Source organism: Acidovorax sp. CF316, from assembly GCF_000276605.1.
Taxonomy (GTDB): Bacteria; Pseudomonadota; Gammaproteobacteria; order Burkholderiales; family Burkholderiaceae_C; genus Acidovorax.
Window position 1 is genome coordinate 1 of sequence record NZ_AKJX01000294.1, and the last position, 11,415, is coordinate 11,415.

The window sequence follows — 11,415 nt, forward strand, 5'->3', positions numbered from 1 at the left end:
CCCCGCCACAGCTCGTAGCGCTCTTCCCCCGCCTTCACCGCGCCCGCAAAGTGGTGGTTCAACCGGCTCGACGTGAAGTACAGCGCGCCCCCGGGGCCGATGGCCGGCGTGTCGGGCCACTGCACACCTTCATCGGCGGCCAGCAGGGCCAGGGCCTGGGTGGCAGGGTCGTAGCGCACGATGCCGTTGCGCGTCACGTCGGTGATGTACACGCGGCCGGCCGCATCGGCCACGATGCCATCGGTGTTGCCGCCCACCGCGCCCAGGTCGCGGATGGCGGCGGCACGCTCGGCATCGCTGGCGCCCGAATCGCGCAGCAGGGCCGTGGGCACGGCGCGCAGGCGCGTGCCCGTGGTCACCGTCCAGTACAGCGTCTGCGCATCGGGCGACAGTGCCACGCCGTTGATGCCCAGCAGCAGCGGGTTGCCGGGCCAGACCTCCTCGCCGTGCGAGACGACCTTCACCCCCGGCTCGATCTGCAGGCTGGCATGCTTGTCGAGCACGCGGCGCGCCTGGCCGCTGGCAAAGTCCACCACGATCAGGCCGACCTGGTTGTCGGGCGCGCTGCGCATGCCGCTGTCGGCGATGTACGCCACCTTGCGGCGCTCGTCCACCGCCACGTCGTTCAGAAAGCTGCCCGTGCGGTCGGCCACGCCATCGAGCGCAATGGCCTTGACGGTACGGCCCGTGCGCAGGTCCAGCACCACCAGTTTCTGTGCGCCCTCGGGCGCCACCTTCTCGCCCGCGACAAAGCCCATGTCCAGCGCCCACAACCACTGGTTGTGCCGGTCCACGTAAAAGCCCAGCACATTGCGCAACACCGCGCCCCCGGGGCCGCCGACCGCATTGGCGGCTTGCGACGGAAAGGCCGTGAGCCGCGCCGGGCCGCTTTGGGCGCGGGTGTCCAGAATGCTCAGCGTGGCCGGCGCATCGGCCGACACCAGTCGCGGCGTGCTCACGAAGGCGCGGCCCCGTGCGTCGAAATGCAGCCCGGCAATCGGTGCATTGACCGAGTTCGCAAACCGGCCTGCCGCAGGGGCCTTGGGGTCCCAGCTCACGCCGGTGTACGAGCGCCAGCGCTCGAGCGCCGGGGCATCGCCCGCATGGGCCGTGGACGTGGCGGCCAGCACGGCAGCCAGGGCGACTGCCGCGGCGCGCAGCAGGGGGGTGTTCAGCACATGCACCACCATCACGCCACCTGCCGCATCTGGAACAGCTCGAACACGCCGATCATCGGCCCCGCGTTGGCGCGAAACGCATCCATGTGCGGCCCGGCCATGTGTGCCTCCCACGCCGCGCGGTCGCGCCAGCGCTCGTAGAAGACCACTTCGCCGGGCGTGCCCTCGGCTTCGTGCAGTTCGTAGGCAATGCAGCCCGGCAGGCTGCGGACAACGCCGACCAGGTCGACCTGGGCGGCAACCAGCGCCGCTTCATGGCCGGGCTTGGCCTTGACGTGCGCAACGATGATGAGATCCGGCATGGGAGACAACTTTCTTGCTGGTGAATGGGATCACCGAAGATAGGTCGCCATGCCGATTTGAAAAACCGGTCTGCAGTGCACAGACTGTGCACGCCAGGGAAAGAATCCGAGCGCTCCGCGCGCTCGTGCGTTGCCGCTCCGTTCAGGACTTGCGCTGCGCCGCCACCGGCGCATCAGCCTTCGCCTGCGCAGCCCCCGCATCCCGGCACGGCGTGAACATGTCCTGCTCCGGCTGGTAAGCCCCCGTCTGCACATCCATCAGCCCCAGCACCGAATGAAAATAGTGGTCGTGCGTGATGCGCCGCTCGCGCAGGTCGCGCTGCAAGCAGGCCGTGCTGGCGCCGATGCGCGCCTGCATCGCGGGCGAGAGCCAGGTGATCCAGGGCACGTGCTTTTGCACATCGGGCGCGATGGAATAGGGCAGGCCATGCAGGTAGATGTTGTTCTCGCCCAGCGACTCGCCATGGTCGGCCACGTACACCATGGCCGTCTGGGCCGTGGCGTCCTGCCGGCCCAGCCACTGCAGCACGCCGTCGAGAAAGCGGTCCGTCTCCACCACGCTGTTGTCGTACGCGTTCACCACCTGCTGGCGGTCGCATTCCTGCAGCGCGGTGGATGCGCATTCGGGCACAAACTTCTTGGCATCGGGCGCCGAGCGCTTGAAGTACGCCGGCCCATGGCTGCCCAGCTGGTGCATCACCACCACCGTGCCGCGCTGGCGCTGCTCGGCTGGCAGCGAGGCGATGCGCGCGTCCAGGTCGTTGAGCATGATGCGGTCCAGGCACTCGCCCTTGTGGGCGCACAGCTCGGGGTCCTTGAGGTTGGCGGTGTTGGTGTCGCCCAGCCGGTCGCACACGCCCTTGCAGCCCGACTGGTTGTCCAGCCACAGCACGGCCAGGCCGGCGTGGTGCAGCACGTCGACCAGGCTCTCGAAGTTGGCCGATCGGCCCTCGTAGCCGCTCTTGCCCAGGTGCGAGAACATGCACGGCACCGATGCCGCCGTGCTCGTGCCGCACGACCAGGCATTGCCCGCGCTCACCAGCTCCTTGCCGCGGGCCGACAGCAGCGGCGTGGTGTCGCGTGCATAGCCGTTGATGCCGAAGCTGCCGCTGCGCCCCGTCTCGCCCAGCACCAGCACCAAGAGCGGTGGCTTGGCCTGGCCCGCATAGCTGGCGCCCAGGTGGGCGTCACGGCCCACGGGGATCAGCGTGTGGTTGTCCATGCGCAGGGGCTTGGTGGCCACATTGCCCAGTGCGTACACGCTGTTGAGCGGGTTGATCAAATAGCGCAGCTTGGTGTGGTTGCGCATGGTGGACGAGAAATCCTGGAACACCAGCAGCACGCTGGCCACGATGACCACGATGGAACCCAGCACCAGCAAGCCGTTGTGCGCCACCTGGCGCAGCGGCGCAAGGCGGCGCAGGGGCGTGCGGGCCAGCCAAACCAGCGGCGGTCCGGCCAGCGCAGCCACGGTGAGCAGCGTGCGCAGGCTCAGCAGGTCGCCGGCCTCGTGTACATCGGTCTGCACTACGTTGGTCAGCATGCTGGCGTCGATGGCAATGCCATAGGCCAGCATGAAGTAGGCGCCAAACGCCGCCATCAGCACCAGCAGCGCGGCCGCGGGCTTGAGCGTCCAGCGCCAGGCCAGCAGGGCCAGCAGCCCCGCATTGCCCGCCGTGACGATGGCGCCGAAGGCCAGCGCAAAGCCCCAGCCGCGCAGGCTGCCCTGGCCGGGCAGCGCCGCCACCTCGCGCCACAGCGGCACATTGCACACCGTGGCCAGCCACAGGCTCACCAGCAGCACCGCCCAGGCCGGGTGCAGCGCCCGCGGCGGTGCCGAGGGGAGCGGGCGGGTGGCATGCGGGGCGGAAGACGAGGGCGACAGCAGGGGCCGCGACAGCTGCAGGAAGGTCAGGCGCATGGAGGGCAGTCTCCGGGCCTGGGACTTACGGGCGCATTACCGCCAGACCGTCGCTGGTTCTGCTGCTGCACTGCTGCCCCCGCGGCGTGGGGGCTGGAGGAGACGGAAAAAGGGCGGGGCCGGACGAGGATCTGGTGCATGGGCGGCAGTCTCCCGCCCCAGACTTAAGTGCACATTAACGCCGTCTTAGCGTCCCCTTAGCGTCCCCTTAGCGCTTGCTTGGCCCCGTGCGGTCAGTCCCCTGGCGCGTCGTCATCCACCTGCACCGCCGCCCGCACCACCAGGGCGCGCAGCCAGCGCGCCGCGGGGTCGTTTTCCGAGCGGCGGCCATAGACCATGTCGATGCCGAAGGCCGTGTCCTGCAGCTCCGGCGGCAGGGCCCGAATGGCCGTGCCCTCGGGCGCCATGAGGCGCGCCACCCGCTCGGCCATGGTGGCCAGCAGGTCGGTGCCGCGCACGGCAAAGGGCAGCGCCGCGATGTGCGCAAAGGTGGCCAGCACCTGCCGCTCGCGCCCCAGGCGCGCCAGGTGCACGTCGATTACGCCGCGGCTCGACCCGTTGTCGCTGGGCACGAACAGCGCATGCGGCTGGCCCAGGTAGGTCTCCAGGTCCAGGGCCTCGTGCGGCGGGCCCAGCCGCTCGCGGTCGCCGATGCAGACAAAGCGCTCCTCGTACAGCCGCTGCTGCAGCATGCGCTTGGGCGGATCGAGCAGGCCGCCAATCGCCAGGTCGATGCCCGACTGGTCGAGCTGCTCGTACACCGTCTCGCGGTTCAGCCGTGCCACGCGCAGCGCCACACCGGGTGCCTCGCGCCGCAGCAGGGCCACGATGTGCGGCACCAGCACCATGTCGGCATAGTCGCTGGTCGCCAGCGTGAAGCGCCGGCCCTGCGCGGCCAGCGGGTCGAAGTCGAGGCCCTGCGCCAGCGCGCGGCGCAATTGCTCCAGCGCCAGCGCAATGCCGGGGATCAGCGCCTGCGCGCGCTCGGTGGGCACCATGCCGTCGGCCGTGCGCACGAACAGCTCGTCCTGGAACGCGTGGCGCAGCCGGCCCAGCGCATTGCTCACCGAGGGCTGGGCCCGGTTCAGGCGCTGGCCGGCCAGGGTCACGCTGCCGGTCTCGTACAGCGCCTCGAACGTGAGCAGCAGGTTCAGGTCCATCGCGGCGAGGTTCATGGCCTCAATCTAACCCAAGTGCAATGCAGCACCCTCCATTCACGCCGTGGATACGACGCATGCCGGAAATCCATTTCCCTGCCGGCGCGCTCCGGCCTAGGATGGCCACCCCATGACCCGCAACATCCTCATCACCGGCATCGAACCCTTCGATGGCGAAACCATCAACCCCTCCTGGGAGGCCGTGCGCGTGCTCGATGGCGAGTGCATCGGCGGCGACTACCGCCTGGTGGCACGCCAGCTGCCCTGCGTGATTGCCGAGGTGGGCCCCGTGCTGATCGCCGCCATCGAAGAGCTCGACCCGGTGCTGGTGCTCTGCCTGGGCCAGGCCGGCGGGCGCGCCGACATCACCGTGGAGCGCGTGGCCATCAACATCGTGGACGCGCGCATCCCCGACAACGCGGGCCGCCAGCCGGTGGACGAGCCCGTGGTGCCCGGCGGCCCGGCCGCGTATTTCTCCACCCTGCCCATCAAGGCGCTGGTGGCGGCGCTGCGCGAGCAGGGCATTCCCGCATCGGTATCGCAAACGGCCGGCACCTACAACTGCAATGCCATCTTCTACGCGCTGGCGCACCACATCGCCACGCGCAGGCCGGCCCTGCGTGGCGGTTTCATCCATGTGCCCTACCTGCCCAGCATGGCCACGCACCACCCCGGCGCGCCCAGCCTGGCCCGCGAAACGGTGACACAGGCGGTGCGCACCATGGCCGCCACCTCGCTCGCGGTGGCGCACGACATCAAGGCCGGCGGCGGCGCGGTGCACTGACCGCGCGCCCAGCCTTCAGCCCGCTGCCAGCAGCCCGGCGTGGTGCGCCAGGTGGTCCGCCATGAAGCTCTGGATGAAGTAGTACCCGTGGTCATAGCCCGCGTGCTGGCGCAGCGTGAGCGGCTGGCCAATGGCCTGGCAGGCCTCTTCGAACAGGCGCGGGTTCAACTGCGTGGGCAGGAACTTGTCGGCCAGCCCCTGGTCGATCAGAATGCCCGCAGGGTAGGGCGCCACCGGCTGGTGCTGCATGAGCACCGTGGCATCGTGCTCGATCCAGGCCGTGCGGTCCGCGCCCAGGTAGCCCGTGAAAGCCTTCTCGCCCCAGGGGCACTGCGTGGGCGCGCAAATGGGCGCAAACGCCGACACACTCTTGAACCGCCCCGGATGGCGCAGCGCCAGCGTCAGCGCGCCATGCCCACCCATCGAGTGGCCGAAGATGCCCAGGCGCTCGCCATCCACGGGCAGCTGCGCCGCCACCTGCGGCAGCAGCTCCTTCATCACATAGCTTTCCATGCGCCAGTGGCGCGCCCAGGGCTCGGCCGTGGCGTCGAGGTAAAAGCCCGCGCCCACGCCAAAGTCCCAGCTGTCGGCCTCGCCCGGCACATTGGCGCCGCGCGGGCTGGTGTCGGGCGCGATCAGCGCCAGGCCCAGCTCGGCCGCCAGGCGCTGGGCCCCGGCCTTGACCGTGAAGGTCTCTTCGGTGCAGGTCAGCCCCGCCAGGTACAGCAGGGCCGGCACGGGCCCCTGCTGCGCCGCTGGCGGCAGGTAGACCGAGAACTTCATCGGCAGGCCGATTTCGGCAGATGCGTGCTGGTAAAAGCGCTGCACGCCGCCAAAGCAGGCGTGCTCGCTGAGCAGTTCAAACGACGTGGAAGACATGTTCAGCAGAGCCTCAAGCGGCGTATTTCACAACCGAGCGGATCGACTTACCCTCGTGCATCAAATCGAAGGCTTCGTTGATGTCCTTGAGGCCCATGGTGTGCGTCACAAACGGCTCCAGCTGGATCTTGCCGGCCATGGCGTCTTCCACCATGCCGGGCAGCTCGCTGCGGCCCTTCACGCCGCCAAAGGCCGTGCCCAGCCACTTGCGGCCCGTGACCAGCTGGAAGGGGCGGGTCGAGATTTCCTGCCCCGCACCCGCCACACCGATGATCACCGACTGGCCCCAGCCGCGGTGCGCGCATTCCAGCGCCGCACGCATCACGTTCACGTTGCCGATGCACTCGAACGAATGGTCCACGCCCCAGGTCGTCATCTCCACAATCACCTGCTGGATCGGCTTGTCAAAATCCTTGGGGTTGATGCAGTCCGTGGCGCCAAAGGTCTTGGCCAGGTCGAACTTGCTCGGGTTGGTATCGATGGCAATGATGCGCCCCGCCTTGGCCAGCTTGGCGCCCTGGATCACGGCCAGGCCAATGCCGCCCAGGCCGAACACGGCCACCGTGTCGCCCTCCTGCACCTTGGCCGTGTTCTTCACCGCCCCCAGGCCCGTGGTCACGCCGCAGCCCAGCAGGCACACCTGCTCGGGGTTGGCCTTCGGGTTGATCTTGGCCAGCGACACCTCGGCCACCACGGTGTACTCGCTGAAGGTCGAGCAGCCCATGTAGTGGTAGATCGGCTGGCCGTTGTAGCTGAAGCGCGTCGTGCCATCGGGCATCACGCCCTTGCCCTGCGTGGCGCGCACCGCTACGCACAGGTTGGTCTTGCCACTCTTGCAGAACAGGCACTCGCCGCACTCTGCGGTGTACAGCGGAATCACATGGTCGCCCGGCTTCACGCTGGTCACGCCTTCGCCCACCTCCACCACAATGCCCGCGCCCTCATGGCCCAGCACCACGGGGAACAGGCCCTCGGGGTCGTCACCGCTCAGGGTGAAGGCATCCGTGTGGCACACGCCCGTGTCGGTGATGCGGATCAGCACCTCGCCCTTCTTGGGCGGCGCCACGTCGATCTCGACGATCTGCAGGGGTTCTCCGGCCTTGAAGGCCACGGCGGCTTTGGATTTGATGGTCATGGTGTTGGGGTGATTGGTTGGTAAGGGGGAGGGGACCAGAGGTTCTGCGACCTCCGGGCACGGGTGGACTGCATGACTGTAGGCCATGTACCGCGCATACAGAAACCCATGGCCGCAGACCTTGGGGGTATGGCCGAATTCCATCGTTCATGGCCTTGGCGGACATGGCCTCCCGTATAGTCGGGCGCCGTTTCCCGCATCCCCGACCCCATGGATCAGCACCATCACCACCCCGCCGGCCAGCCCCACCGCATCGACCTCGTCGTCTACCCCGGCTTCAAGGCGCTGGAGGCCGTGGGCCCCATGTCCGTGTTCGACTACGCCAACGTGCACCTGCGCCAGCACGGCCGGCCCGACGGCTACGCCGTGCGCGTGGTCGCGGCCCAGGCGGGGGCCGTGCAGTCCGACACCCTGATGGCCCTCACGGCCACCCACACCCTTGCCGAGCTGGAGCAACAAGAGGGCGGCACAGGCTGCACCGTGGTGCTGGTCGGCTCGCGCAACATCGAGCAGGTACTGGCCGCCTCGCCCGACCTGGTGGCCTGGGCCGCCCGCGTCGCCCCCCGCGTGGACCGCATGATCGCCCTGTGCTCGGGCAGCTTCTTCCTGGCAGCCGCCGGCTTGCTCGACGGCCGGCGCGCCGCCACCCACTGGAGCGTGGCCGCCCTGCTGCGCCAGCGCTACCCCGCCATCGACGTGGACCCCGACGCCATCTACGTGCGCGACGGCCCGCTGTGGACATCGGCCGGCGTCACCGCCGGCATCGACCTCGCCCTGGCCCTGGTGGAAGAAGATTTTGGCCACGCCCTCGCACTGGAGGTGGCGCGCGACCTGGTCATGTACCTCAAGCGCCCAGGCGGCCAATCCCAGTTCAGCGTGCAACTGGCCAGCCAGGGCACCGCCCACCGCGACATCCAGGCCGTGCAGACCTGGGTCCTCGACCACCTGGCCGAACCCATGCCCCTGGCCGCGCTGGCCGCGCGCGCTGCCATGAGCGAGCGGCACTTTCGCCGGGTGTTCGTGCAGGAGACGGGGCAAACTCCATCGGCGTTTGTCGATGCCGCGCGGCTGGAAGGGGCGCGGCGGTTGCTGGAGTCAACATCCCAGCCGCAGGCCGCTTTGCCGCTGAAAACCGTGGCCGCGCGCGTGGGCATGGGGTCGGAGCAGGCGCTGCGGCAGCTGTTTGTGCGGCATCTGGGGATCACGCCGCAGGCGTATCGGGAGCGGTTTGGCGGGCCGGGGCGCCGCTGAATCGCAGCAGTCCTGAGCGGGACTGAAACAAGGGTAGGGCACGGCCCGGGCCGTGCCCCCTGGGGCTCAGGTGGAGTGCATCAGCAGGGGCTCCTGCCGGCGCAGCTCGCGCACCTTGAGCGTGGCGCGGCCCAGGCCGGTCACGGTCAGCACCTGGGCCGGCCCGCCAGTGCCCGCTGGCGGCAACGATGCCGTGACCATCCCCGCAGCCGCCAACACCCTGAGCTTGTCGATCTGGCCCTCGTCCGACACAGCGAGCGGCAACTCGGCATCGGCAATTGCACGAAGGAACTCGATAGGCATGGCATGTGCTCCAGAATTTTTTTGATGCCCGTGGAAATAAGGGCTGCCATGGTGATTTCAAGAACCATGTCGGCGCGTTGAGTGAGACGGCCCGCCGCGCAACGCCTTGGGAGCCTGCGGGCCTACTGGTCCCGCTGCTGCTCCCACAGGGCCCTGGCCGCGGTCAGGCTGACTGCACCGGAATGTGCCTCACGGCATCGCGCTCGGCTTTCGGTATCTCGATGCGCAACACCCCGTCGCGGTACACGGCCACGCCCTGCGCGGCCTGCACGCGCGCAGGCAGTGCCAGGTAGCGGCAGAACGAGCCGTAAGCCCACTGCGACACCTGCCACGCGCCTGCGCGGGCCTGGTGAAACTGCGACCGCCGCACGCCCCGCACCTTCAGCGCGCGCTCGTGCACCTCGATGCTGAAATCCTCGCGCCGCATGCCCGGCGCATCGATCCGCACGATCACTGCGCGCTCATCCTCCAGCACCGCGGCGGACATGAAAGCCCAGCCCTTGAGCCGTGGCACTGGGTTGCGCAACGGGCCGGCTTCATCATCGGCTGCTCGGCCAACTGGCGCCCGCAGCGGCGGCTTGTGCTGGTCCCAGGCCTGCCGGGCCCGGGCTAACAGGCCACGCCAGCCGCTGGACATTTCGCTCCACAGGGAGCCCACACCCTGCTTAGGTTTTGCTGCCATAGGGTTCATTTTCATTCTCCGGCAATGGTGGTGTTGTGTGCCCCCCGCAGCTCAGTGGATCGCCACGGGAATCTTGCGCGCCTGCGCATGGGCCTTCTTCGGAATGTGCAGTGACAGCACGCCATCCTTGAGCTGTGCCTGGATGCCGGCGGTGTCCAGCTCGCGGCTGAGCACGAAGCTACGGCGGTAGCGCGGTACGCGCACCTCGGCATGCACCGCCTCCAGGCCCTCCGGCATGCGGGTCTGCACCGTGCCCTCGATCAAGAGCGATTCGCCCTCCACCTTGATGTCCAGGTGCTCACGCGGCACGCCGGGCATGTCGGCCAGCAAGGTGATGCCATGCGGGTTCTCGAACACGTCCACGGCCGGCAGCACCGAATGCTGCAGATCCTGCTCCACCGCGCTGTTGCCACGGGTGTTGGCGGCGGCAGCGCCGGTGGTGGTGGCGACTTGTTGTTGCTGTTGCTGCGTCATGATGGGTTCTCCTCGATGGTCTGTGGGTTCCGTCGGCCTTCAGTGGATGGCAATGCGCGTGGGCTGGGGTGCTTCCTTGCGGGCGATGCTCACCTGCAGCACGCCGTCCCGGTAGCTAGCGCTCACCTTTTCGGGGTCGATGTCGTCCGGCAGCGAAACGGTGCGCGAGAACGCGCCGTTGCGCCGCTCGCGCGCATAGACCTGCACGCTGGAGTCGTTCTGCGGAATGCTGCTGGCCCGCTCGCCCGAGATGCGCAAGATGCCCCGGTCCAGGTCCACGTCGATCTTCGACGGATCGAGGCCGGGCACGAAGGCATACACCTCCACGCTCGACGGCGTGCGCCCCACGTTCAGGGCCGGCAAGGTGCCCGAGGCAACGGATCGGATGGCGCTCGGCAGGCTGGCAGCGCCGAACACGTCGTCGAGTTCACGGCGCAGCCGCTCGAAATGACCGAACAGGCTGCCTGGATGATTCAACAGCGATGCATACATGGTGGGTCCTCCAAGGGGTGGGTTGATGAACACACCGGCAGGACGGACACCGTCCTGGCCGGCTCGGAAGGAAAAATAGAGCCGGCCAAAAGAGTTTCAAGAGGGTTTTTTGCAGGTCTGAAATCCTGCATTCACAGGCGGCGCAGCCTGCGGGCGGGCTACAAAAATGCGCAAGCGCAACAGGTGCGCCACGGCCCCCTCCGCCCGCCATCTACGTGCGCGAGGCCCGAAGCGCAAGCAGCTCTGTGGACAGCGCAGGTGGAGCCACAGCGTCTGCGGGCAGGCACCTGCCGGGCAGGGTGCAACGGCCGGCAGCCGGCCAGCGCACTCCGGCCTGGCCCCGGGCCTGCCTTGTCCCAGGCGCCTCAGCTGGGCGACTTCAAATAGCAAACCTTCGCCTGGATGGACTCGTCCGTGTCCTGCTCCACGCTAGCGATGGTGGGGTAGTCCTTGACGGGGTCGGGCTGGTCGAACGTCTTGCGCGGGAGCAGGCACAGGTAGGGACCCTTGCGCGCCCACACCACGCGTTTGGTGCCCGCGCTGCTGGTCTGCGTGCCCCAGAAGGCGGTGAGGGAGCCGCGGGTTTCCTGCCGGTCGAACTCGACGCGTACCGCTGGCCGGCCGGTCAGCGCCTCGCTGCCGGGGCTGCAGAACAGGCCCCACCTGGTTACCGAGCCCTGGGTAGCGATGGCACGGAAATCTCCTTCACGCACAATGTTCAAATACTCGCGCGTGCTGACGTCGAAGCCCGAGGAGCAATACTCGGAAGCCCAGGCGCCCTCGGGCGCGGCCTGGGGCAGGCCGGTGCAGGTGACCTGCACCGAGCGCACGTCGCTGCTGCTGCCCACCGTGCCGCT

At 68.7% G+C, this 11,415-nt stretch carries 12 protein-coding genes and 1 pseudogene; 2 read left to right on the forward strand and 11 right to left on the reverse strand.

Going from position 1 to position 11,415, the window contains the following annotated elements; genetic code table 11:
- The 4 genes from PMI14_RS32660 to PMI14_RS32675 form a co-directional block, all read right to left on the reverse strand.
- Positions 1 to 1,175, reverse strand: a 1,175-nt coding sequence (locus PMI14_RS32660) for a major royal jelly family protein (protein ID WP_238541949.1), incomplete at its 3' end; no start/stop codon positions are given.
- A gap of 14 nt (positions 1,176 to 1,189) precedes the next feature.
- Positions 1,190 to 1,480, reverse strand: a complete 291-nt coding sequence (locus PMI14_RS32665) for a putative quinol monooxygenase (RefSeq protein WP_007861989.1) — start codon at positions 1,478 to 1,480, stop codon at positions 1,190 to 1,192.
- 142 nt (positions 1,481 to 1,622) lie between these two features.
- Positions 1,623 to 3,401, reverse strand: a complete 1,779-nt coding sequence (locus PMI14_RS32670) for a phosphoethanolamine transferase (protein ID WP_007861990.1) — start codon at positions 3,399 to 3,401, stop codon at positions 1,623 to 1,625.
- A gap of 233 nt (positions 3,402 to 3,634) precedes the next feature.
- Complete coding sequence (locus PMI14_RS32675) at positions 3,635 to 4,576, reverse strand: LysR family transcriptional regulator (protein WP_007861991.1); 942 nt, start codon at positions 4,574 to 4,576, stop codon at positions 3,635 to 3,637.
- 112 nt (positions 4,577 to 4,688) lie between these two features.
- Between PMI14_RS32675 and pcp the strand changes: the two genes are divergently transcribed.
- Complete coding sequence (gene pcp / locus PMI14_RS32680; protein WP_007861992.1) at positions 4,689 to 5,342, forward strand: pyroglutamyl-peptidase I; 654 nt, start codon at positions 4,689 to 4,691, stop codon at positions 5,340 to 5,342.
- A 15-nt stretch (positions 5,343 to 5,357) separates the two neighbouring features.
- On the opposite strand, the gene fghA is transcribed toward pcp, so the two are convergent.
- Together fghA and PMI14_RS32690 are read right to left on the reverse strand one after the other, a co-directional pair.
- The gene (gene fghA, locus PMI14_RS32685) at positions 5,358 to 6,221 is read right to left on the reverse strand and encodes an S-formylglutathione hydrolase (RefSeq protein WP_007861994.1); all 864 of its coding nucleotides are present in this window, start codon (positions 6,219 to 6,221) and stop codon (positions 5,358 to 5,360) included.
- Positions 6,222 to 6,234: 13 nt separating this feature from the next.
- Positions 6,235 to 7,350 carry an S-(hydroxymethyl)glutathione dehydrogenase/class III alcohol dehydrogenase gene (locus PMI14_RS32690; protein WP_035206466.1) on the reverse strand — a complete coding sequence of 372 codons (1,116 nt, stop codon included), beginning with the start codon at positions 7,348 to 7,350 and terminating at the stop codon, positions 6,235 to 6,237.
- A 216-nt stretch (positions 7,351 to 7,566) separates the two neighbouring features.
- Here PMI14_RS32690 and PMI14_RS32695 point away from each other — a divergent pair, with 216 nt between their 5' ends.
- Positions 7,567 to 8,607 carry a GlxA family transcriptional regulator gene (locus PMI14_RS32695; protein WP_007861999.1) on the forward strand — a complete coding sequence of 347 codons (1,041 nt, stop codon included), beginning with the start codon at positions 7,567 to 7,569 and terminating at the stop codon, positions 8,605 to 8,607.
- Positions 8,608 to 8,673: 66 nt separating this feature from the next.
- Here PMI14_RS32695 and PMI14_RS32700 read toward each other — a convergent pair whose 3' ends face one another.
- From PMI14_RS32700 to PMI14_RS32720, 5 genes and pseudogenes are all read right to left on the reverse strand, one after another.
- A complete protein-coding gene (locus PMI14_RS32700; RefSeq protein ID WP_007862000.1) occupies positions 8,674 to 8,910 on the reverse strand; it encodes a hypothetical protein in 237 nt (78 codons plus the stop codon).
- Between the two features lie 163 nt (positions 8,911 to 9,073).
- Positions 9,074 to 9,592: an Hsp20/alpha crystallin family protein gene (locus PMI14_RS34565; protein ID WP_157405928.1), complete on the reverse strand. Its 519-nt coding sequence runs from the start codon at positions 9,590 to 9,592 to the stop codon at positions 9,074 to 9,076.
- A gap of 51 nt (positions 9,593 to 9,643) precedes the next feature.
- Positions 9,644 to 10,066, reverse strand: a complete 423-nt coding sequence (locus PMI14_RS32710) for an Hsp20/alpha crystallin family protein (RefSeq protein ID WP_007862003.1) — start codon at positions 10,064 to 10,066, stop codon at positions 9,644 to 9,646.
- Positions 10,067 to 10,105: 39 nt separating this feature from the next.
- Positions 10,106 to 10,558: an Hsp20/alpha crystallin family protein gene (locus PMI14_RS32715; RefSeq protein ID WP_007862004.1), complete on the reverse strand. Its 453-nt coding sequence runs from the start codon at positions 10,556 to 10,558 to the stop codon at positions 10,106 to 10,108.
- Positions 10,559 to 10,923: 365 nt separating this feature from the next.
- Positions 10,924 to 11,415: pseudogene (locus PMI14_RS32720) on the reverse strand (hypothetical protein); the annotation flags it as partial.